At 71.9% G+C, this 19,866-nt stretch carries 22 protein-coding genes; 12 read left to right on the top strand and 10 right to left on the bottom strand.

The window, feature by feature from the left end; translation table 11 throughout:
* Window positions 1-15: 15 nt before the first annotated feature.
* Complete coding sequence (locus ACIQFX_RS00970; protein WP_402457341.1) at window positions 16-1,917, bottom strand: protein kinase; 1,902 nt, start codon at window positions 1,915-1,917, stop codon at window positions 16-18.
* 57 nt (window positions 1,918-1,974) lie between these two features.
* Window positions 1,975-2,595: a hypothetical protein gene (locus ACIQFX_RS00965; protein WP_402457339.1), complete on the bottom strand. Its 621-nt coding sequence runs from the start codon at window positions 2,593-2,595 to the stop codon at window positions 1,975-1,977.
* Between the two features lie 156 nt (window positions 2,596-2,751).
* Here ACIQFX_RS00965 and ACIQFX_RS00960 point away from each other — a divergent pair, with 156 nt between their 5' ends.
* Window positions 2,752-3,693 (top strand): NADP-dependent oxidoreductase, encoded by a 942-nt coding sequence (locus tag ACIQFX_RS00960; protein ID WP_402457336.1) that lies wholly within the window; start codon window positions 2,752-2,754, stop codon window positions 3,691-3,693.
* Window positions 3,694-3,837: 144 nt separating this feature from the next.
* Here ACIQFX_RS00960 and ACIQFX_RS00955 read toward each other — a convergent pair whose 3' ends face one another.
* Complete coding sequence (locus ACIQFX_RS00955) at window positions 3,838-4,707, bottom strand: haloalkane dehalogenase (RefSeq protein ID WP_402458534.1); 870 nt, start codon at window positions 4,705-4,707, stop codon at window positions 3,838-3,840.
* 110 nt (window positions 4,708-4,817) lie between these two features.
* On the opposite strand from ACIQFX_RS00955, the gene ACIQFX_RS00950 reads away from it, so the two are divergent.
* The gene (locus ACIQFX_RS00950) at window positions 4,818-5,258 is read left to right on the top strand and encodes a MarR family winged helix-turn-helix transcriptional regulator (protein ID WP_402457333.1); all 441 of its coding nucleotides are present in this window, start codon (window positions 4,818-4,820) and stop codon (window positions 5,256-5,258) included.
* A 70-nt stretch (window positions 5,259-5,328) separates the two neighbouring features.
* Here ACIQFX_RS00950 and ACIQFX_RS00945 read toward each other — a convergent pair whose 3' ends face one another.
* Window positions 5,329-6,432 carry a MerR family transcriptional regulator gene (locus ACIQFX_RS00945; protein WP_402457330.1) on the bottom strand — a complete coding sequence of 368 codons (1,104 nt, stop codon included), beginning with the start codon at window positions 6,430-6,432 and terminating at the stop codon, window positions 5,329-5,331.
* A gap of 222 nt (window positions 6,433-6,654) precedes the next feature.
* Between ACIQFX_RS00945 and ACIQFX_RS00940 the strand changes: the two genes are divergently transcribed.
* Window positions 6,655-7,545 carry a glycoside hydrolase family 19 protein gene (locus ACIQFX_RS00940; RefSeq protein ID WP_402457327.1) on the top strand — a complete coding sequence of 297 codons (891 nt, stop codon included), beginning with the start codon at window positions 6,655-6,657 and terminating at the stop codon, window positions 7,543-7,545.
* 63 nt (window positions 7,546-7,608) lie between these two features.
* Here ACIQFX_RS00940 and ACIQFX_RS00935 read toward each other — a convergent pair whose 3' ends face one another.
* Entirely contained in the window at window positions 7,609-7,845 is a 237-nt protein-coding gene (locus ACIQFX_RS00935; protein ID WP_402457324.1) for a DUF397 domain-containing protein, read from the bottom strand.
* Window positions 7,842-8,690 (bottom strand): helix-turn-helix domain-containing protein, encoded by an 849-nt coding sequence (locus ACIQFX_RS00930; protein WP_402457322.1) that lies wholly within the window; start codon window positions 8,688-8,690, stop codon window positions 7,842-7,844. The genes ACIQFX_RS00935 and ACIQFX_RS00930 overlap by 4 nt, the downstream gene beginning before the upstream one ends.
* Window positions 8,691-8,906: 216 nt before the next feature.
* Between ACIQFX_RS00930 and ACIQFX_RS00925 the strand changes: the two genes are divergently transcribed.
* Window positions 8,907-9,248: a hypothetical protein gene (locus ACIQFX_RS00925; protein WP_402457319.1), complete on the top strand. Its 342-nt coding sequence runs from the start codon at window positions 8,907-8,909 to the stop codon at window positions 9,246-9,248.
* Here ACIQFX_RS00925 and ACIQFX_RS00920 read toward each other — a convergent pair.
* The 3 genes from ACIQFX_RS00920 to ACIQFX_RS00910 all read right to left on the bottom strand — a co-directional run bounded on the left by ACIQFX_RS00920 (window position 9,235) and on the right by ACIQFX_RS00910 (window position 11,391).
* A complete protein-coding gene (locus tag ACIQFX_RS00920; protein ID WP_402457316.1) occupies window positions 9,235-10,131 on the bottom strand; it encodes a DUF3592 domain-containing protein in 897 nt (298 codons plus the stop codon). The two genes, ACIQFX_RS00925 and ACIQFX_RS00920, sit on opposite strands and share 14 nt — an antisense overlap.
* A gap of 166 nt (window positions 10,132-10,297) precedes the next feature.
* Window positions 10,298-10,789 (bottom strand): MarR family winged helix-turn-helix transcriptional regulator, encoded by a 492-nt coding sequence (locus tag ACIQFX_RS00915; protein ID WP_402457313.1) that lies wholly within the window; start codon window positions 10,787-10,789, stop codon window positions 10,298-10,300.
* The gene (locus tag ACIQFX_RS00910; RefSeq protein ID WP_402457311.1) at window positions 10,786-11,391 is read right to left on the bottom strand and encodes a DJ-1/PfpI family protein; all 606 of its coding nucleotides are present in this window, start codon (window positions 11,389-11,391) and stop codon (window positions 10,786-10,788) included. Before ACIQFX_RS00910 ends, ACIQFX_RS00915 begins: the two co-directional genes overlap by 4 nt.
* Window positions 11,392-11,535: 144 nt before the next feature.
* Between ACIQFX_RS00910 and ACIQFX_RS00905 the strand changes: the two genes are divergently transcribed.
* The 3 genes from ACIQFX_RS00905 to ACIQFX_RS00895 all read left to right on the top strand — a co-directional run bounded on the left by ACIQFX_RS00905 (window position 11,536) and on the right by ACIQFX_RS00895 (window position 14,480).
* Window positions 11,536-12,900: an aspartate aminotransferase family protein gene (locus ACIQFX_RS00905; protein WP_402457308.1), complete on the top strand. Its 1,365-nt coding sequence runs from the start codon at window positions 11,536-11,538 to the stop codon at window positions 12,898-12,900.
* Window positions 12,901-12,988: 88 nt separating this feature from the next.
* Window positions 12,989-13,702 carry a GntR family transcriptional regulator gene (locus ACIQFX_RS00900; RefSeq protein ID WP_402457305.1) on the top strand — a complete coding sequence of 238 codons (714 nt, stop codon included), beginning with the start codon at window positions 12,989-12,991 and terminating at the stop codon, window positions 13,700-13,702.
* 127 nt (window positions 13,703-13,829) lie between these two features.
* Window positions 13,830-14,480 carry a hypothetical protein gene (locus tag ACIQFX_RS00895; protein ID WP_402457302.1) on the top strand — a complete coding sequence of 217 codons (651 nt, stop codon included), beginning with the start codon at window positions 13,830-13,832 and terminating at the stop codon, window positions 14,478-14,480.
* Window positions 14,481-14,575: 95 nt separating this feature from the next.
* On the opposite strand, the gene ACIQFX_RS00890 is transcribed toward ACIQFX_RS00895, so the two are convergent.
* Window positions 14,576-15,280, bottom strand: coding sequence for an SLATT domain-containing protein (locus tag ACIQFX_RS00890; RefSeq protein ID WP_402458532.1), 705 nt, complete (start codon window positions 15,278-15,280; stop codon window positions 14,576-14,578).
* A 290-nt stretch (window positions 15,281-15,570) separates the two neighbouring features.
* On the opposite strand from ACIQFX_RS00890, the gene ACIQFX_RS00885 reads away from it, so the two are divergent.
* The 5 genes from ACIQFX_RS00885 to ACIQFX_RS00865 all read left to right on the top strand — a co-directional run bounded on the left by ACIQFX_RS00885 (window position 15,571) and on the right by ACIQFX_RS00865 (window position 19,745).
* Window positions 15,571-15,906, top strand: coding sequence for a YbaB/EbfC family nucleoid-associated protein (locus tag ACIQFX_RS00885; protein ID WP_376488431.1), 336 nt, complete (start codon window positions 15,571-15,573; stop codon window positions 15,904-15,906).
* Between the two features lie 69 nt (window positions 15,907-15,975).
* Entirely contained in the window at window positions 15,976-16,575 is a 600-nt protein-coding gene (recR, locus tag ACIQFX_RS00880) for a recombination mediator RecR (protein ID WP_033202382.1), read from the top strand.
* 35 nt (window positions 16,576-16,610) lie between these two features.
* Window positions 16,611-17,279, top strand: a complete 669-nt coding sequence (locus ACIQFX_RS00875) for a DUF5063 domain-containing protein (protein ID WP_402457299.1) — start codon at window positions 16,611-16,613, stop codon at window positions 17,277-17,279.
* A gap of 139 nt (window positions 17,280-17,418) precedes the next feature.
* Window positions 17,419-18,690, top strand: a complete 1,272-nt coding sequence (locus ACIQFX_RS00870; protein ID WP_376488433.1) for an aspartate kinase — start codon at window positions 17,419-17,421, stop codon at window positions 18,688-18,690.
* On the top strand, window positions 18,687-19,745 hold the full coding sequence (locus ACIQFX_RS00865; RefSeq protein WP_402457295.1) for an aspartate-semialdehyde dehydrogenase: 1,059 nt from the start codon (window positions 18,687-18,689) through the stop codon (window positions 19,743-19,745). Before ACIQFX_RS00870 ends, ACIQFX_RS00865 begins: the two co-directional genes overlap by 4 nt.
* The last annotated feature ends 121 nt before the right edge of the window (window positions 19,746-19,866 follow it).

Genomic DNA, 19,866 nt, shown 5'->3' with positions numbered 1-19,866 from the left:
GGGTCCTCCTGAGGGTCAGGGGTACCGGTGGTACTCGTTCGGTTCGCCGTCGACCATCGGATAGGCGAGGAGCCGGTCCTTGCCGTTCAGCTTGTCGACGACCAGGTAGCGGGAGAGGCCCTCCTGGCACTCGCGGTCCCAGGCGTTCGTGTTGCGGGTGCTGGGGCCGAGGATCAGCATGTCGCCGACGCCCGCGAGGACGGCCGTGGTGCCGCAGGCCCAGTCCTCGGTGGTGGTGACGCCGTCGATGGTGCGCGGGTAGCCGTCGATGACGCTGATCACGGGGGCGCCGACCGGGCCCTGGGTGATCGTGACCTCCGAGGTGTAGCGGTCGTCGTCCGCGCCGTACATCTCCGGTGCGGGGATGCGCGACCAGCGGCCGAGGAAGCGGGTGGGGACGACGGCGGGGCCGCTGGGGGCCTTGTGGAAGGTGGCCTTCGCGGCGCCCGAGGACCATTCGAGGACGTCGGGGGAGCGCAGGGTGAGGGTCTGGTGGGCGGCGGGGGTGCAGCGGGCGGCGGGCACGCTGGTGGTCACGTCGGACTCGCCGTAGACGACCTTGTCCTCGTCGGCCGAGACGAGCCGGGAGCGGCCCATGCACATCCGGTTCTCGGTGACCTGGACGTAGACCGCGCTCTTGGAGCCCGCGGCGCCCTGGGTGATCTCGATCCGGGCGGTCTCCCGGGGAGACTCGGGCGAGCCCTGGAGGACGCCCTCCCAGGCGCCGAGGAAGGCGCCGGGAACGATCCCGGCGGGCCGGGCGGAGACGTCGCCCGTCTCGCCGGCGGCCCGGTTCTTCTGCGCGTCGCGGCCGGTGTCCGGGTCGGGCCAGTAGGTGTACGTGGCGGTGGCCGCGGCCGCCACGGCGAGGGCCGCGAGGCCGGCCACGAGGGCGGTGCGGCGCGGGCGCCGGGCGGGGGTCCCGGGGGCCGTGGCGGCGGTGGACGGCAGGGGAGCGGGAGGCGTCGGGTCGCCGGCGGGGAGGGCGGCGCTCCCGGTGCCGGTCCCGGCGAGGGCCCCGCTCTCCGCCTCCGCCTCCAGGAGCCGGGCGGCGTGGCGGCCGATGGGGGCGAGGACGTCCGCCGGGAGCCAGGGGTCGGCGACCTGGACGGTCTCGGCGATCTCGGCGGCGGACGGCCGGGCCGCCGGGTCCTTGGCGAGGCAGGCCTTGACCAGCCCGGTGAGTTCGGGCGCCACGCCGGTCAGGTCGGGCTCGTCGTGGGCGATGCGGAACATGGTGGCGTGGACGCCGCTGTCGGCCGTCCCGAAGGGGGCCCGGCCGGTCGCCGCGTAGACGAGGACGGAGCCGAGGCAGAAGACGTCCGAGGCGGGGGTGAGGCGGTCGCCGCGCACCTGCTCGGGCGACATGAAGCCGGGCGAGCCGACGACGGCCCCGGTGCTGGTCAGACCGCCGCCCTCGGCGACGGTGTCGACGGCACGGGCGATGCCGAAGTCGATGACCTGGGGCCCGTCGACGGTCAGCAGCACGTTGGACGGCTTGAGGTCCCGGTGGACGAGTCCGGCGGCGTGGATGTGGACGAGGGCGCGGGCGAGGCCCGAGGCGAGGGACCGCACGGTCGTGGGCGGCAGCGGGCCGAACTCGTCGCCCACCACGGTCCGCAGCGACGGCCCCGGTACGTAGCCGATGGCCACCCACGGCGCCTCGGCGGAGGTGTCCGAGCCGAGGACGGGCGCCGTGCCCGTGCCGCCGACCCGCTCCAGGGCGGCGACCTCGCGCGCGAACCGGAGCCGGAACTCCTCCTGGGCGGCGAGCTGTGCGTGCACCACCTTCACCGCGACCGTCCGCCCGCCGGCCGAACGCGCCAGGAACACCCGGCCCATCCCGCCGACCCCGAGGCGGCCGATCAGTCGGAACGGGCCGATGCCGACCGGGTCTTCCGCGTTCAAAGGCTCCACGTCGAAAGAGCATGCCAGACGGGGCGTCACCCGTCCCGTGAAGATCTTGCGGGCCCGTCAGCCCTCCCCGCAGACCCGCAGCCCCTTCGGGGTGGAGCAGGGCAGGTGGCCGTGGGCGAGGACGACGTCCTGGCCGCTGCCCCGGCCCAGACAGGTCAGGAAACTGGCGGTCAGGGAGCTGGCCGGCGGCCGGCCCCACGTATAGGCGTACTCGATCTCCCGGTACGGGTACCCGGACGTGCCGATCTCCTCCACGACGGGCCGGCGCCCGTCGACGGCCACCTTGTGGAGGCCCTTCCGGCCGTCGCTCGCGCGGAGTTCGGCGTAGCCGATGGCCCCGGGGAGCGCGGCCACCGTGGGCAGGACCTGCTCGGTGGAGTCGAGTGCGCAGCGGATCACCTTCGCTTCGGGGTCGTCGCGCGTCACGCAGTCCTGGGAGGAGTTCGCCGGCTCGTTGCGGTGCAGGACGAGGGTGGACCCGTTGGCGGGTGCGGCCCTCCCCACCACCTCGCTGTCCCGGTTGTCCTCCCGGTGGAGCGGCGTGTGGAGCTGGACGCGGTAGCCGAGGCGCTTGCGCTGCGGCGAGAACCGGTCGAGCCAGACGACGCCGACCGAGACCAGGACACCGAGGAGCGCCGTCCCCAGGGCGATCACGTTCTCCGCGGTTATCCACTCCATGGCCGGGAAGGTGCGGACGCCTGTGCGAAGGCGGGGCGGTGCAGCGGGCCGACACATGGACTTCTCCGTTCGTTCAGGTGGACGGGCAGGGGTTGCCGGGGGTGGTGAGCGTGGGTGTAATGGCCACGAGGGGGCCTTCCGTCTGAGGAGTACCCGATGCGTGTCGTCGAAGTGATCGCCTACGGCGGGCCCGAGGTCCTCAGAATGGCCCGCCGGCCCGAACCGGAGGCCGGGGACGTCCCCGGCCGGGTACGGGTGGGCCTGAAGGCCGCCGGGGTGAACCAGGCGGATCTGCGGATCCGCGCCGGCCTGTACGCCGACGCCGTCGGCGCGCTCAAGCCTCCCTTCATCCTTGGTACGGACTTCGCGGGCAAGCTGCTCGATCCTGTGCCCGGCATGGCCGCGGGGACCCGGGTGGCCGGCTTCGTGCCCTGGTACCAGGAACTGACCGGCGAGGGCACCTACACCGAGGTCCTGCAGGTCGCCCCGGACTGGATCGCCCCCATGCCGGACGACCTGGAATTCACCGTGGCCGCCTCCCTTCCGCTGGCCTCGGCCACCGCCCAGCAGGGCCTCGGCCGGCTCGCCCTCCCCGCGGGGGCGACGCTGCTCGTGACCGGCGGCAGCGCGGTGGTGGGCCGGCTGGCGATCCAGTACGCCCACGCCGCCGGACTGCGGGTGGTGGCCATCTCCCACGAGGGCGACGAGAGCGAACTGAGGGCCCTCGGCGCGGACCACGTCGTCACCCGCGGCGTCCCCGAGGACATGGTCGCCAAGGTGCTCGCCGGCGACCCGGACCGGGTGGACGCCGTCTTCGACGGCGCGCTCGTCGGCGATCCCCTCCTCCCCGTCCTCAAGGACGGCGGCGCCTTCCTCGCCCTCGCCCCCGACCGCGTCCCGACCGCCGAGCGCGGCATCCGCGTCGAGACGATCCGCGCCACACCCGACGTCGTCGCGCTCCGCGAGAGCCTCCAGAAGGTGGCGGACGGCGAGCTGATCACCCGGGTGGCCGACGTCCTCCCCCTGGCGGAGGCCGCCGAGGCCCACCGCCGAGCGGAGGCGGGCCACCGCCCCGGCCGCATCATCCTGATGATCTGACCCGCGAGACCGCGAGAGCGCGAGACCGCGAGACCGTGAGGCCGCGAGACCGCGAGACCGTGAGGCCGCGAGACCGCGAGGCCCTGTCGCCCCCGGCGCGACAGGGCCTCCGTCGAGCCCGCCGTCAGGCGCGTCAGTCCGCGGTCAGCCCGCCGTCAGGCCCTGCGCGTCCGCCCAGGTCGTGAGTGCGGCCGCTATCGCCTGGGGCTGGTCCTCCGGGGCCTGGTGTCCCGCGGGGCCGCAGGGGGTCGTGGTCAGGGCGGACATGTGCTCGGCGCACCAGGTCGCCGTCGGGGGGTCGATCATGAGGGTCGGGGAGCCGGAGAAGGTCAGCAGGAGCTTGGGGACGTCCGGGGAGGACGCGAGCCAGTCCCCGTACGCCTCGACGCGGGTGACGACCTCCTTCGGGTCCCCGCCCAGCGGCATCGCGCGCGCCCATTCGAGCAGGGGGCGGCGGGACTCCGGCGTCGGGTACGGCGCGCGGTAGACGTCGTGGTCGGCCCGGGGGAGCCCCGAGAGCACGGTGTGGTCGAAGGAGTCCTCGACGAAGGTGTTCTCCTCCAGGACCATCCGCTCGCCGACCCCCGGCGTGCGGAAGGCCTCCCAGCGCTCCCGCGCCTTCTCGGGGAACTCGTCCCAGCTCATCGGGCGCACGATCGTCTCCATGAAGGCCACCCCGCGCACCCGCCCGGGGTGCCGGGCGGCCCAGTCGAAGGCCAGCGACCCGCCCCAGTCGATCCCGACGAGCACGACCTCGTCGAGCCCCATGGCCTCGATCCAGGCCTCCAGGTACCGCGCCTGGTCCGCGTAGTCGAAGGCGATGTCCGGCTTCCCCGAGCGGCCCATCCCGATCAGGTCCGGTGCGAGCAGCCGCCGCCCGCCGCCGACGGAGGGCAGGACGTGGCGCCAGAGGTGGGACGAGGTCGGGTTGCCGTGCAGGAAGACGAAGGGAGTGCCGGTCCCTTCGCGGGACTCGTAGAACATCGTCGAGTCGAGGACGTCGATCACGGGCATGGCGTTCACTCCCCTTGCGTTCATGTCACTAACGTTCGCGGCACTAACGTTAGTGCCATGAATGAAGTTATATCGTTCGGGCCACTAACGCAACGGGTAATCTGCGCGACATGACCGAGCACTCGCCCGAGACCCCGGAGCGCCTCCGCGCCCTCCCCAGCCGCCTCCTCGCCCTCACCGCCGCGCAGGCCGACCGCCTCGTCAGCGCCGGCCTCGCCGCCGAGGACGCCCGCAAGTGGCACTACGCGGCCCTCGTCTCGCTCGACGAGGACGGCGCCGCCAGCCAGGCCGACCTCAGCCGCCGCACGGGCATCTACCGCAGCGACCTGGTCTCGGTCATCAACGAACTCGTCGACCAGGGACATGTCGAGCGCACCCCCGACCCGGCCGACCGCCGACGCAACGTCATCACCCTCACGGCGCGCGGCCGCAAGCACCTCGAACGCCTCGACGAGGTCCTCGCCGAAGCCCAGGACGAGCTGATGGGCCCGCTCACCGTGGCCGAACGCGCGCTGCTCGCCAGCCTCTTGGAGCGCCTCCTGGACCGCTGACACCGCTGACACCGCTGACACCCCGGACGCCCCCGTCCACCGTCACCGCACGGCCGACGCCGTCGCGCCCCTACCCCCGGGCCTCCACCACGTCCGCGACCACGCAACTGACGTTGTCGGGACCGCCGGAGTCGTTGGCGAGGGCGACGAGCGCGCGTACCGCCCGCTCGGGCTCGGCGACCCCGGAGAGGATCCGGTGGATCTCCCCGATGGGTGCGACGGTCGACAGGCCGTCGGAGCAGAGCAGGTACCGGTCTCCGGGCCGGGGGTCGTGGAGGCGCAGGTCAGGGGTCACGTCCGCGCCCGGGCCGAGGGCGCGGACCAGCAGGGACCGCTGCGGGTGGGAGGCGGCCTCCTCCGCGTCGAGGCGGCCGTCGTCGACCATCGACTGCACCAGGGTGTGGTCGTGGGTGATCCGGTGCAGCTCCCCGCCGCGCAGCAGGTAGACGCGGGAGTCGCCGATGTGGACGAGGGCGAGCTGCGACCCGGTCCAGAGCATCGCGGTGAGCGTCGTGCCGACCCCGCCGTCCGGAGAGCCGGTCCCGGAAACGCCTCCGGTGACGCTCCCCGTGACGCCGTGAACGGCCCGGCGGGCCTCCTCGACGGCGTCTTCGAGGACGTCGAGGAGGCTGCCCGCAGGGATGCCGTCGGCTTCGAGGCGCTTGAAGACGTCGACGGCGGCCGCGCTCGCGGGGGCCCCTTGGCTGCCGTAGCCGTCGGCGACGGCGAGCAGGTGCGCTCCGGCGTAGGCGGTGTCCTGGTTGCTCTCGCGGACGAGGCCCTTGTCGGACAGGGCGGCGTAGCGGATCTCCAGAGGTGCGGCGGTCGTGGGCATGGCGGATTCCTTCCGTGACAGGTGGTCGACGAGGAAGGTGGCGAGGTCCCGCCGTGCGGCGGTGTCGGCCTCGACCTGTGCCCAGAACGTGCGGATCTCCTGGGCCGCCGGGCCCGCGTCCAGCGCGCAGACCCGCTGGATGCGGGCCAGGGGCATCCCCAGGCGCCGGAGCCAGGCGACCAGTCGGGCCCGTTCCAGTTGCTCCGGTGCGTAGAGGCGGTAGCCGGTGACCGCGTCGACGCGAGCGGGGGGCAGCAGGCCGAGTTCGTCGTACAGGCGCAGTGCCTTCGGTGACAGTCGGGACGCCTTCGCGAACGCCCCGATGGTCAGCAGTCCCATGCCCGTCCCTCCCGGCCCTTTCTCGGCCTTCTCGGCCTTCTCGTCCCGGGCGGATCGCCCGGTCCCGTCGATGCTGCGGCTTCCCCCAAGGTGAAGGTCAACCAACTCCCTTCGAGCCAAACGGAATTCCAACTGTCACAACTTCTGGTCTAGACCTTGACAGGTCCAGACCAATCGCGCTTCGCTGTCCCCGCCCGGACCCCCACCCGGAAGGACGAGCGCATGACGCGCAAACTTCTCACCCTCTTCGCCGCCCTCTGTACGGCCGTCGGTCTCGCCGTACTCCTCCCCAACGCGGCGGCGGGCGCCGCCCCCGCCTGCGTCGGCGCCTGGAACTCCGGCAGCGTCTACACCGGCGGCATGACCGCCTCGTACAACGGCCACAACTGGTACGCCAAGTGGTGGACCCAGAACGAGCGCCCCGGCTCCGCCGACGTCTGGCGCGACGAGGGCGTCTGCGGCACCGGCGGTGGCGGCACGGACCCGAACCCCTCCGGATTCGTCGTCTCCGAGGCCCAGTTCAACCAGATGTTCCCGAACAGGAACCCCTTCTACACGTACGCCGGCCTCACCGCCGCCCTGAAGTCCTACCCGGCCTTCGCCAACACCGGCAGCGACACGGTGAAGAAGCAGGAGGCCGCGGCCTTCCTCGCCAACGTCTCCCACGAGACGGGCGGCCTCTACTACATCGTCGAGCAGAACACCGCCAACTACCCCCACTACTGCGACACCAGCCAGTCCTACGGCTGCCCCGCCGGCCAGGCCGCCTACTACGGCCGCGGCCCCATCCAGCTCTCCTGGAACTTCAACTACAAGGCCGCCGGTGACGCCCTCGGCATCGACCTGCTGAACAACCCCTGGCGCGTCGAGCGCGAGCCGGCCATCGCCATGATGACGGGCCTCTGGTACTGGAACACCCAGAGCGGCCCCGGCACCATGACCGGCCACAACGCCATGGTCAACGGCGCCGGCTTCGGCCAGACCATCCGCTCCATCAACGGATCCCTGGAGTGCGACGGCCGCAACCCGGCCCAGGTCCAGAGCCGCGTCACCAAGTACCAGCAGTTCACCCAGATCCTCGGCGTCCCCACCGGCGCCAACCTGTACTGCTGACACCCGCCCCACGCACACCGGAAGGGGCCGGTCCGCACTCGCGGACCGGCCCCTTCCCCTTGCTCAGTCCTGCCAGGCCACGAACGCGGCCCAAGCCCCCGGCTCCACCGCGAACGTGGGCCCGTCCTGCACCTTCGAGTCCCGGAGGTGGACGGCGTGGGGGCAGGCGGCCACCTCTACGCAGTTGCCGCCGCTGTCGCTGCTGTACGAGGACTTGTGCCAGGCGAAGGCGACCTCTGCGCAGTTGCCGCCACCGTCGTCGCTGTAGCTGGACTTGAACCAGTGCAGGGTGTCGTTCATCTCCGTGCTCCCGCCAACTCCTCGATGAAGCCCAGCGACCTGCGCGGATCCAGGGCCTGTGCCCGGATCCTCGCATACCTCTGAATGTACGTACTGACCTTCGCGCGGTCGGTGATCAGCAGGCTCCCGTCCCCGATCTCCAGGTACGTAACGCGGTCATGGGCTGTGGTCTCCACGGCGTTCAGCTCCCCTCGCGCACCCGCGTACTTGCCTCCCAGCCCTGCATCCAACGGAAGCACCTGAAGGTTCACGTTGCTCCTTCGGGCGCACTCCGCCAAGTACTCCAACTGGCCCCGCATGACCTCCTCGTCGCCGATCACGCGCCTCAGTACCGACTCGTCAAGCACCAGCTCGATCTCGCACACCGGCTTCCGGTCGAACAGCGCCTTCCGTGCCATCCGCCCGCCGACCAGCTCCTCCGCCCGCTCCTGCGTCGGCTCCGGATACCCGCCCCCGATCAACGCGCGCGCGTACGCCTCCGTCTGGAACGGCCCGTGTACGACGTGGTTCGCGTACAGGCACAGCGCCACCGCCTTCTGCTCGATCGGCGCGTACTCGCGGAACTGTTCCGGCAGCTTCTCCAGGCGTACGAGCTCCCGCATCTCCTCGAAGATGCCGGTGCCGCCGCCGAGGGCGCGTTCGAGGTGGACGAGCATGTCGTCGCTGACCGGGTGGATCAGTCGTTCCATCGCACTGATCGCGGCGCCGGTGAAGCCCATCTGGGTGCCGAGTTGTTCTTGTGTGAGGCCCTTCTTCACGCGCAATCGCTTGGCCACGGCGGCTGCCATACGCGCCGCAGGGTCGACGGATTCCTTGTTCTCCGCTCGCGCCATCGCGATCCCCATTCGGACTCAACCGATCTCAACCGGTCTCAACTGCTCCCCGCCGAATTCGACTGCGCGAGGGGTGCGTTGATGCAGGTCAAGGGGTTGCCGACGCGCCCATCGCAGTCGTGGAAAACGCTAGCGTCGGCGCGGGAGCATGTCCTCGTGAATGAAGAGAATCGGGAAGTAAACGTGGATTGGATTCCTGTTTCCGGATTCCAACTCCGTAAGGCGGGAGTGCAATTCGACGCGGTGCGGGTCGACGGCGAGGAAGGGCGTCGGCTGGCCGACTGGATGGAGCTGCTCACGGGCGGGGACCCGGGGCCCGTGGTGATGGAGGCGAACGGGCGGCGCGGGGTGTACTTCCTGGTGCCGCCGGGGACGACGGCGTACAAGGCGTGGCCGCGCGGGGTGACGCGGTTCAACGCCGGGCGCGCGCACGTGAGCTACGTGCCCGTGCCGGCGCTGAAGGGGAGGACGTGGCCGCTGTCGTGGCGCTTCCCGCCGACGGGCTCGGGCCGGTTCGTGCATCCGCTGCTGCTCCGCAGCGCGGTGACCGCGCTGTTCAGTACCGCTTGACGACCCAGAGGAGGGCGAGGGGCGGGGCGAGGGTGGCGAGGAGGGCGGGCAGTTGGTCGTAGCCCGCCACCTCGAACCCCACGGCCTTCGGCAGGAGCAGGACGAGGCCGGTCAGCAGGATGGCGAGGGCGGGCAGGTGGGTGCCGGCGTCGAAGCGGCGCAGCCGGTGGACGTCGTCCTCGTCCGAGAGGCCCTTGATGACGCCGCCCGCGACCAGGAGCAGGGGCCAGATCCAGAGGCCGAGGAAGAAGACGAGGAACCAGCGAGTCGAGGTGCGTCTGCCGTCCTCGACCACGGGCGTGGCGGGGTCGCGGGGCGCGAAGTAGACGTCGACCTTGGTGCCGGGCCGGGGGGCCTTGTGGCGGGTGTACATGCCGCGGACGGTGACCTCGCGGGGACCGGTCTCGTACGGGATCCGGAGGGTGAGGTCGGTGAGGTAGTACGGGTCCTGGTCCTGGTCGCCCTCGTGGAACCCGGGTTCGCCGGCGAGGCGGACGACGGAGACCTCGTACTGGTCGTACCCGGCACGCTCCAGGCGCTCGGTCTCGCGGCCGTGGTCGGCGCTGACCGTGAAGGCCGTCAGGAAGGCTGCGAAGGCGGCGACGGGGATGCCGAAGGCGATGAGGTACGGCAGGGCCCGGTTCGGCCGCCTGGTCTCGCGGTACGGCTTGCTCAGCGGGTCGCGCGCGCGTGCGGCGGCCCGGTACGAGGCGACCACCCAGCCCGCCGCGAACAGCGCCGACAGCCAGGCGAGGGCCAACTCGGCTATGAGCGGCGGGTACGGGGAGAGCTCGCAGACGGCGGCGACGACGGCGGCCGCCCCGCTGAGGACCATGCCCCAGCCGGTGATCGTGGTGGCGGCGCTGCGCCCTGGCGTGTCCATGGCGCGCAGCGTGGCACACGCGGGCCGGGGATCGCTCCGTATGCGGGTCGGCCACACGCTCGCCCAGGCCGACCCGCCACACGCTCGCCCAGGCCGACCCGCCACACGCTCGCCCAGGCCGACCCGCCACACGCTCGCCCAGGCCGACCCCCACCCCCGCCCGCCCTCACCCGCGCGTCGGTGGCTCCGTGTCGGCCCCCCGGCCCTCGTGGCGCGCGCTGACGGCCTCCAGGGCGGCCGAGAGCCGCTCAAGCACCCGTACCGTCTCGTCGAAGGCCTCCTGCCCGCCCAGCTCCCGCAGGAGTTCGGCGGCCAGTTCGGCGTGGCCGGGGTCGATGCGGCGGACGGCGGCGTGCCCGGCCTCCGTCGGGGCGAGGAGCTTGGCCCTGCGGTGGGCGGGGTTCGGCTCGTAGGCGGCCAGGCCCTCCCGTACGAGGAGGTCGGCGACGCGCTGGACGCTCTGGCGGGTGATGCCCATGGCGCGGGCGATCCCGGAGACCGGGAGCGGCTCGCGGAGCACGGCGCCGAGGACCTGCCACCAGGCGGCGGTGAGGCCGGCCGGTTCGGCGAGCCGCTCCGAGACGGCGAGGAACTGGCCGTTGAGCCGGAAGACGCCCAGGGCCGTGCGGGAGAGGGCGTCCTGCTGTGCACGGCTCACGAGTTGAGCTCGTGGAAGGCGGCCGGGTCCGAGTGCTGGAAGAGGCGGTACCAGGCGTCCCGCTTGCCCTCGTACGCGCCGAGCCGGGCGAAGATCTCGCGGGCGAACGCGACCGGCTCCGTCGGGCCCGCGGTGATCAGGTCCCCGGCCGTCACGGCGTCCGCGTCGACGTAGTGCTCGCCGCCCTTGTAGCCGGTGGCGTCGAGGTAGAAGGAGACCGCGCTCGTGTGGGGGCGGTCGTCGAGGAGGCCCTCCTTGGCCAGGCCGGCGGTGGCGCCGCAGATCGCGGCGACCGGGACGCCGGCGTCGAGGAAGGCGCGCGCCTTGGCGGTGAAGGGGGCGAGGTCGTCGCCCTCGTCGTACTTCTCGGCGCCCGGGAGGATCAGCAGGGCGCTGTCCGCGGGGTCGAGGTCGGCGAGCGCGAGGTCGGGGACGATCCGGATCCCGGCGATCGTCGCGACGGGCTGCCCGGCGACCGGGCCGACGGTCCTGATCGTGTAGCCGGCGCGGGCGAGCCAGGCCGTGGCGTGGCCCGTCTCCCAGTCGGCGAGGGTGTCGTAGACGGCGAGGTGGACGGTCCTGGTGTCAGTCTCGGTTCCCATGACAGAAGACTGTCACTTCGACAGCATGCTGTCAATAAGGGGGAGGTGGGAAACGGGGAAGGAGCAAGGTGTCGCGTCCGTCCCGGTCTCGGTGGACAAGATGGTCATGGCCCGCCCCACCTGCGCTTCCTTACCCTCGACCCCATGACCCCTCATGTCGTCGAACCCGATCCCCAGGCCGGCGCGGCCGTCAAGGCCGCCGACCGCGCGCACGTGTTCCACTCCTGGTCCGCCCAGGGCCTGATCGACCCGCTCGCCGTCGCCGGCGCCGAGGGTTCGTACTTCTGGGACTACGAAGGCAACCGCTACCTGGACTTCACCAGCGGCCTCGTCTACACGAACATCGGCTACCAGCACCCCAAGGTGGTCGCCGCGATCCAGGAGCAGGCCGGGAAGCTCACGACCTTCGCGCCCGCCTTCGCCGTGGACGTCCGCTCCGAGGCCGCACGCCTCATCGCCGAGCGCACCCCGGGCGACCTGGACAAGATCTTCTTCACCAACGGCGGCGCCGAGGCCGTCGAGAACGCCGTCCGCATGGCCCGGCTGCACACCGGCCGCACGAAGGTGCTCTCCGCCTACCGCTCGTACCACGGCGCCACCTCCACCGCGATCAACCTGACCGGCGACCCGCGCCGCTGGGCCTCCGACAACGGCTCCGCCGGCGTCGTGCGCTTCTGGGCGCCGTTCCTCTACCGCTCGCCCTTCTACGCCACCACCGAGGCGGAGGAGTGCGCCCGCGCCCTCCAGCACCTCGAGGACACCATCGCCTTCGAGGGCCCGGCGACGATCGCCGCGATCATCCTGGAGACCGTGCCCGGCACCGCCGGCATCATGACCCCGCCGCCCGGCTACCTCGCCGGCGTCCGCGAGATCTGCGACAAGTACGGCATCGTCTTCGTCCTCGACGAGGTCATGGCCGGCTTCGGCCGCACCGGCAAGTGGTTCGCCGCCGAGCACTTCGACGTCGTGCCCGACCTGATGACCTTCGCCAAGGGCGTCAACTCCGGCTACGTGCCCCTCGGCGGCGTCGCCATCAACGCCGAGATCGCCGCCACCTTCGACAAGCGGCCCTACCCGGGCGGCCTGACCTACTCCGGCCACCCGCTGGCCTGCGCCGCCGCCGTCGCCACCATCAACGTGATGGAGGACGAGAAGGTCGTCGAGAACGCCGCCCGCATCGGCGAGACCGTCCTCGGCCCCGGCCTGCGCGCGCTCGCCGAGCGCCACCCGTCGGTCGGCGAGGTCCGCGGCATGGGCGTCTTCTGGGCGCTCGACCTGGTCAAGAACCGCGAGACGCGCGAACCGCTCGTCCCGTACAACGCGGCCGGCGAGGCCAACGCGCCGATGGCCGCCTTCGGCGCCGCGGCCAAGAAGCAGGGCCTGTGGCCCTTCGTGAACATGAACCGCACCCACGCCGTTCCCGCCTGCAACGTCTCCGAGGCGGAGGTCAAGGAAGGCCTGGCGGCGCTGGACGCGGCCCTGTCGGTGGCCGACGAGCACACCGCGTAACCGCAGTACTACCGCGTAACCGCAGTACCGGGGAGGTTTCCTCCGTCTGGACTAGGGTGTCCCGAAGCCGGACGGAGGGGGCCGACCCATGCCCTTGAGCGGAGCTGTCACCCGCAGCACCTTGCGACAGCAGATCGCGGACGCGCTGCGTGACGAGGTGCTCGCCGGCCGTCTCCAGCCCGGCGAGGATTTCACCGTCAAGCAGATCGCCGACCAGTACGGCGTCTCGGCGACGCCCGTGCGGGAAGCGCTCGTCGACCTCTGCGCACAGGGCCTCCTCGACTCCGACCAGCACCGCGGCTTCCGCGTCCACCAGTACTCGGTCGACGACTACCGGGGCATGGTCGAGGCCCGGATGCTCGTCGTCGACGGCATCTTCCGCCGCCGCGCGCCCCTCCCGCCGCAGGCCGCCCCGCCCGGCCCCGCCGTGCCCGACCACGGCATCGGCGTCGCGCTCGTCTCCGTACGGCGCAGGGGCGAGGCCGCCGCCCGCGCCGCCCGCGCCGGCGACCTCGACATCCTCATCGGCTACGACATCCGCTACTGGCGCGAACTCGGCGGCCTGGTCGCCGCCAACACCTACATCGCCGACTTCCTGCACCGGCTGCGCGTCCAGGCCTGGGCCTTCTCCGTGCCCTACCTGCGCTCCGAGCGCGACCTCCTCGGCTGGCTGTGGGGCGGGCACGTGGAACTCGTCGACGCCATCACGCGCGCCGACGCCGAAGCGGCCGTCGCGGTCGTACGGGACTACAACGCGCACTCGCTGGAATGGGCGGACCGCCTGGAGCAGCAGGCCCGCTGAAGAGCCGTCGGACCGAAAGGTCGGGTTGAGGCCCGGCCTCCGGGGGCAGTTCCTCAGCGGGTGGGCGTCGTCGGCGGCGCGCCGATTACCCTGGCCGTCCCTGCAACCGACGGAGAGCGAGCCTCCCTTGGCCTGTGACCTGTGGCTGGTCCCCCTCGTCGACGTGCTGTGCCACAGCCCCGACAACCCGTTCGCCGAAGAGATAGCCGTCTTCGACTCGGTGCTCAGCGCGTCCGGCCTGCCCACCGTGCCCGTCTACGCGTACATGCCGGGGCTCTCCGGGGACGTCGCCCCCGTCGCGGGCTTCGACTACGAGGCCCTCCACTTCCTGCGCCGCGCCTACCTGCTCCAGGTGTGCGGGCTGCCGGTCGAGCCGGTCGGCGAGCTCGGCGGGGACTACGAGCAGCTCCTGGAGATGTTCGAGGCGACCGCCCAGCAGTCCCACCTTGTCTGGCACTACGACCACGCGGGCGCGTACGTGCCGGTCGACTTCCCGGCGCCGCTCACCACCGACGAGCTCCTGGAGGGCGGCGGACCCCTCGGCTCCTCGTACGGGCTGCTCCGGGAGCTCGAGTTCGTGGCGCCCTCGATCGGCATCGACCCGGCGAACCCGCCCGCGGCCCCGCTGCCGCCGGAGCGCCCGACCTCCCTGGAGGAGCCGGCCGCCCCGGTCCCGTACGACGGCAGCCCCTTCGCCCGGGAGCGCCACGTGTGGCTGGGCCTGCACGCGGCGGCGGTCCGCAGCCTCGCCCAGGGCTCGATGATCATCCTGAGCTGAGCCCGTCGGCCCGCCGCTCACCCGCTGCCACCCCCCGGAAAGGCCCCAGGGCCTGTCCGGGGGAGCAGGGGCCGGGCAGGGGTCGGGCACGGGCCCTAGCGGGCCTCCGGGGGCCGCTGGCGCGGCATGCTCGGACGGGTGCCGGGCGGCAGCGGGAAGCGGCCCGCCGGGTGGTGGCTCTCGGCCCGCGCGGGCACCACGCCCACCGACTGCAGCGCGAGCGGCGTCGGCCCCGAGCGGAACTCGACCATCCAGTCCGCGGTCTCCGCCCGTACGAGCTCCGTCACGTCCTCCGAGAAGCGGCGCAGCACCCCCAGACATCGCTCCGCGGCCTCGCTGGCCGTGCCCTCCGTGGGGCCGAGGACCTCGCGGACGCTCTCCGAGGCCCAGTCGAACTGCAGCGCCTGGAGGCGGCGCTGCACGGCCTGGGCCGTCGCCACGTTCCTTATCCAGCCCGACGTCAGGCCGAAGTAGCGGTCGCAGGCCATGCAGGCGGCCCCGAGCAGCAGCGACAGGTAGCCCCAGCCGGCGGTGCCCTCGGCGACCCCGGTCAGGTCGAGGAGCGGCAGCGCGGCGCCCGCGATCACCCCGGCGGCCGTGCCCACCCGCAGGGCCCGGGCGCAGCGGCGCTTCCAGACGCGGTCCGACAGGTACCACTCCGCCGTGCGGATGGCTTGGGACTCCACCCAGCGGTACAGCTCGTCGAGCCGTTCGGCCGGCTCGCCCCAGTCGCCCAGGGGGAACGGCGTACCGGTCAGATCGCGCTGGACGTCTCCCCCGGGGGGCCCCGGCGGCTGCATCTCCGGCTGCTGGCTCACCGGGGGACTCCTCTGTTCAGCTCAGTGCAAATGTCCTTCTGTGACGTGCGGTGCACGTGGTGCCTGCCCTTCCTACCGCCGAATGGTGGGCGGCGGACCCGGAATCCCGGGATTTCCGCCCGCAAGAGGGTGTTGATCAGGTAGAGGAGGCCGCAGTTTCTCACCCGAAAGAGTGATGGAGGCGGGGTGGGCGGGGACCACGTAGGCTCGGCGTACCGACACATACGGACGTACCGAACTTCGGACGCGACGAACCCCAGGAGTGAGTGACCGTGTTTCCCGGTGGTGGCCAGCCCAACATGCAGCAGCTTCTCCAGCAGGCCCAGAAGATGCAGCAGGACCTCGCCAAGGCTCAGCAGGAGCTGGCCGCGACCGAGGTCGACGGCCAGGCGGGCGGCGGCCTCGTGAAGGCGACCGTCACCGGCTCCGGCGAACTGCGCGGCCTGGTGATCGACCCCAAGGCGGTCGACCCGGAGGACACCGAGACCCTCGCCGACCTGATCGTGGCCGCCGTCCAGGCCGCCAACGACAACGCGCAGCAGCTCCAGCAGGCCAAGCTCGGCCCGCTGGCGCAGGGCATGGGCGGCATGCCGGGCCTGGGCTTCTGAGCCTGCTCTTCTAACGAGCACTTCCAGCCACTACCGTAAGAATCAAGCACTCCCGAGGAGGGCGTTCCGTTGTACGAAGGCGTGGTTCAGGACCTCATCGACGAACTGGGCAGGCTGCCCGGCGTCGGTCCCAAGAGCGCGCAGCGGATCGCCTTCCACGTCCTCCAGGCCGAGCCCACGGACGTCCGGCGGCTCGCGCACGCGCTCCTGGAGGTCAAGGAGAAAGTCAGGTTCTGCGCGGTCTGCGGCAACGTGGCGCAGCAGGAGCAGTGCAACATCTGCCGGGACCCGCGGCGCGACCTCACCGTCATCTGCGTGGTGGAGGAGCCCAAGGACGTCGTGGCGATCGAGCGGACCCGCGAGTTCCGCGGGCGGTACCACGTCCTCGGCGGCGCGATCAGCCCCATCGAGGGCGTCGGCCCGGACGACCTGCGCATCCGCGAGCTCCTCGCGCGGCTCGCGGACGGCGCCGTCACCGAGCTGATCCTCGCGACCGACCCGAATCTGGAGGGCGAGGCCACCGCGACGTACCTGGCGCGGATGATCAAGCCCATGGGGCTGAAGGTGACCCGGCTCGCGAGCGGGCTCCCGGTCGGCGGCGACCTGGAGTACGCCGACGAGGTGACCCTCGGCCGTGCCTTCGAGGGACGGAGGCTGCTAGATGTATGACGACAGGGCCGGTGCGCTCTCAGGGAGGATGCTCGATGTCTGACGCCACACTGCACTCCGTCACGCAGGACCCCGACGACTTCGCGGTCCAGATCTCCGACTCGATCGAGAGCTTCATCGTCGCGACCACCGAGGTCGCCAAGGGCGACGAGCCGGACAGCGCCGTGCCCTTCCTGCTCCTGGAGATCTCCCAGCTGCTCCTCGCGGGCGGTCGGCTCGGCGCCCACGAGGACATCGTCCCCGACGAGCGCTACGAGCCCGACACGGGACCCGAGCCGGACGTCGACGAGCTGCGTGAACGGTTCGCGGTGATGCTCGACCCGGTCGACGTCTTCTCCGAGGTCTTCGACCCGTACGAGCCGCGCAAGGCACCCGTCCCGGCCCGGATCTCCGACAACCTCGCCGACATCGTCACCGACCTCCGGCACGGCCTGGCCCACTACCGCGCGGGCCGCACCACCGAGGCCCTCTGGTGGTGGCAGTTCTCCTACTTCTCCAACTGGGGCCCCACCGCCTCCGCCACCCTCCGCGCCCTCCAGTCCCTCGTCGCGCACGTCCGCCTCGACCAGCCCCTCGCCGCCCTCGACGGCCTCGACACCGACGAGGACCTCACCGAGGACGACCTCGCCGAAGAGGCCGGCCGCGTCATGCTCGAGGAGATCGCGGCCCCCCTGGGCCTGCGGGGCCGTTCCGTCGGGAAGTAACCGCCGTGCGGGACCACCTCTTGATCACTTGCTGAGCACCGCATCTCAGGATGTGATATACGGTCGGCGTTTCCGGGTCGCTCGTTAGACTGAGCCGATCGCAGCGCCGGCTGCGGCACAGACTGAGCGAGGAGCGCACGTGGGCCTTGTCGTGCAGAAGTACGGAGGCTCCTCCGTTGCCGATGCCGAAGGCATCAAGCGCGTCGCCAAGCGGATCGTGGACACCAAGAAGGACGGCCACCAGGTCGTCGTCGTGGTTTCCGCGATGGGCGACACGACGGACGAGCTGATCGATCTCGCCGAGCAGGTATCCCCGATCCCTGCCGGGCGTGAGTTCGACATGCTGCTGACCGCCGGAGAGCGGATCTCCATGGCCCTGCTGGCCATGGCGATCAAAAACCTGGGCCACGAGGCCCAGTCCTTCACGGGCAGCCAGGCAGGCGTCATCACCGACTCGGTCCACAACAAAGCGCGCATCATCGATGTCACGCCGGGCCGGATCCGTACCGCCCTCGACGAGGGCAACATCGCCATCGTCGCGGGCTTCCAGGGCGTGTCCCAGGACAAGAAGGACATCACCACGCTGGGCCGCGGCGGTTCCGACACCACGGCCGTGGCGCTCGCCGCCGCGCTCGACGCCGAGGTCTGCGAGATCTACACCGACGTCGACGGCGTCTTCACGGCAGACCCGCGCGTCGTGAAGAAGGCGAAGAAGATCGACTGGATCTCCTTCGAGGACATGCTGGAGCTCGCCGCCTCCGGCTCCAAGGTGCTGCTGCACCGCTGCGTCGAGTACGCGCGCCGCTACAACATCCCGATCCACGTCCGCTCGTCCTTCTCCGGACTGCAGGGCACGTGGGTCAGCAACGAACCGCAAGGGGACCAGAAGGTGGAGCAGGCCATCATCTCGGGTGTCGCCCACGACACCTCCGAGGCGAAGATCACCGTCGTCGGCGTGCCGGACAAGCCGGGCGAGGCCGCGGCCATCTTCCGCGCCGTCGCGGACGCCGAGATCAACATCGACATGATCGTGCAGAACGTGTCCGCGGCCTCCACCGGCCTCACGGACATCTCCTTCACCCTCCCCAAGGCCGAGGGCCGCAAGGCGCTCGACGAGCTGGAGAAGGCGAAGAGCGCGATCGGCTTCGACTCGCTCCGCTACGACGACCAGATCGGCAAGATCTCCCTGGTCGGCGCCGGCATGAAGACGAACCCGGGCGTCACCGCGGACTTCTTCAAGGCGCTGTCCGACGCGGGCGTGAACATCGAGCTCATCTCGACCTCCGAGATCCGCATCTCGGTCGTCACCCGCGCCGACGACGTCAACGAGGCCGTGCGCGCCGTCCACACCGCCTTCGGTCTGGACAGCGACTCGGACGAGGCCGTCGTCTACGGAGGCACCGGCCGATGACGCCGAAGCCGACGCTCGCGGTCGTCGGTGCGACCGGAGCCGTCGGCTCGGTGATGCTCCAGATGCTGTCGCACCACGCGGACGTCTGGGGCGAGATCCGACTCCTCGCCTCCCCGCGTTCGGCGGGCCGCAAGGCCTCCGTGCGCGGGGAGGAGTGCGAGATCCTCGCGCTCTGCGAGGAAGCCCTGGAAGGCGTCGACCTGGCGCTCTTCCTGGCACCCGAGGCGGTCGCGGCGCAGTGGGCGCCCATCGCCGCCGCCAAGGGCGCCGTCGTCGTGGACACCTCCGCGGCCTTCCGGGCCGACCCCGACGTGCCCCTGGTGGTCCCCGAGACCAACCCCCACGCCGCGCGCGTACGGCCCCGCGGCATCGTCGCGAGCCCCGGCTCCACCACCCTCGCGCTGATCGTCGCCGTGGGCACCCTGCACGCCGAGTTCGGGCTGTCCGAGCTCGTCGTCACCGCCCAGCAGGCCGCGAGCGGCGCCGGCGCCGGACGGGCGGGCGTCGAGGCGCTCCGCTCCCAGCTGGGCCTGGTCGCCGGCGACGCCGACCTGGGCACCCACCCCGGTGACGTACGGAGGGCCGTCGGCGAGGGCACCGGCCCCTTCCCCGGACCCCTCGCGCTCAACGTCCTGCCCTGGTCGGGCACCCCCGGCGCCGACGGGTCCTCCTCGGAGGAGGAGCACGTCCGGGACGAGACCCGCCGGATCCTCGGCCTCCCCGCCCTGCGGGTCGCCGCCACCTGCCTCCGCGTGCCCGTCGTGACCGGGCACTCCGTCACCGTGCACGCGCGCTTCGAGCACCCCGTGCCGGTCGGGCGCGCCCACGAGGTCCTGGCGACCTCCCCCGGCGTCGTGCTGTACGACGATCCCGCCGCCGGCGACTTCCCCACCCCCGCCGACGCCGTCGGCACCGACCCCGCCTGGGTGGGACGGGTCCGGCGCTCCATGGACGACGAGCGGGCGCTCGACTTCTTCGTCGTCGCCGACAACCTGCGCAAGGGCGCGGCCCTGAACGCCCTTCAGATCGCGGAATCGGTTGTCACGGCTTTGTAGGATCTGTGAACACCCTGTGAGCAATTAGGCGTCAGATATCTCTTGAACTGCGGCGATGCCGTGGAAGAGGATGCTTTTCCCCCCTGCCGCAACCAACGGCCGGGCGGAGGCGTCTCTGCGT

Origin of the sequence: Streptomyces sp. NPDC093089, assembly GCF_044754405.1 — a bacterium.
Lineage (GTDB): Bacteria > Actinomycetota > Actinomycetes > Streptomycetales > Streptomycetaceae > Streptomyces.
The sequence above is the reverse complement of the archived record's forward strand: the minus strand, read 5'-3'. Positions and strand labels throughout refer to the sequence as shown.

Coding starts and splice junctions, on each gene's coding strand:
- ACIQFX_RS00965 (WP_402457339.1), bottom strand. CDS start 2,595: ATGGAGTGGATAACCGCGGAGAACGTGATCGCCCTGGGGACGGCGCTC.
- ACIQFX_RS00960 (WP_402457336.1), top strand. CDS start 2,752: ATGCGTGTCGTCGAAGTGATCGCCTACGGCGGGCCCGAGGTCCTCAGA.
- ACIQFX_RS00955 (WP_402458534.1), bottom strand. CDS start 4,707: ATGCCCGTGATCGACGTCCTCGACTCGACGATGTTCTACGAGTCCCGC.
- ACIQFX_RS00950 (WP_402457333.1), top strand. CDS start 4,818: ATGACCGAGCACTCGCCCGAGACCCCGGAGCGCCTCCGCGCCCTCCCC.
- ACIQFX_RS00945 (WP_402457330.1), bottom strand. CDS start 6,432: ATGGGACTGCTGACCATCGGGGCGTTCGCGAAGGCGTCCCGACTGTCA.
- ACIQFX_RS00940 (WP_402457327.1), top strand. CDS start 6,655: ATGACGCGCAAACTTCTCACCCTCTTCGCCGCCCTCTGTACGGCCGTC.
- ACIQFX_RS00935 (WP_402457324.1), bottom strand. CDS start 7,845: ATGAACGACACCCTGCACTGGTTCAAGTCCAGCTACAGCGACGACGGT.
- ACIQFX_RS00930 (WP_402457322.1), bottom strand. CDS start 8,690: ATGGGGATCGCGATGGCGCGAGCGGAGAACAAGGAATCCGTCGACCCT.
- ACIQFX_RS00920 (WP_402457316.1), bottom strand. CDS start 10,131: ATGGACACGCCAGGGCGCAGCGCCGCCACCACGATCACCGGCTGGGGC.
- ACIQFX_RS00910 (WP_402457311.1), bottom strand. CDS start 11,391: ATGGGAACCGAGACTGACACCAGGACCGTCCACCTCGCCGTCTACGAC.
- ACIQFX_RS00905 (WP_402457308.1), top strand. CDS start 11,536: ATGACCCCTCATGTCGTCGAACCCGATCCCCAGGCCGGCGCGGCCGTC.
- ACIQFX_RS00900 (WP_402457305.1), top strand. CDS start 12,989: ATGCCCTTGAGCGGAGCTGTCACCCGCAGCACCTTGCGACAGCAGATC.
- ACIQFX_RS00890 (WP_402458532.1), bottom strand. CDS start 15,280: ATGCAGCCGCCGGGGCCCCCCGGGGGAGACGTCCAGCGCGATCTGACC.
- ACIQFX_RS00875 (WP_402457299.1), top strand. CDS start 16,611: ATGTCTGACGCCACACTGCACTCCGTCACGCAGGACCCCGACGACTTC.
- ACIQFX_RS00865 (WP_402457295.1), top strand. CDS start 18,687: ATGACGCCGAAGCCGACGCTCGCGGTCGTCGGTGCGACCGGAGCCGTC.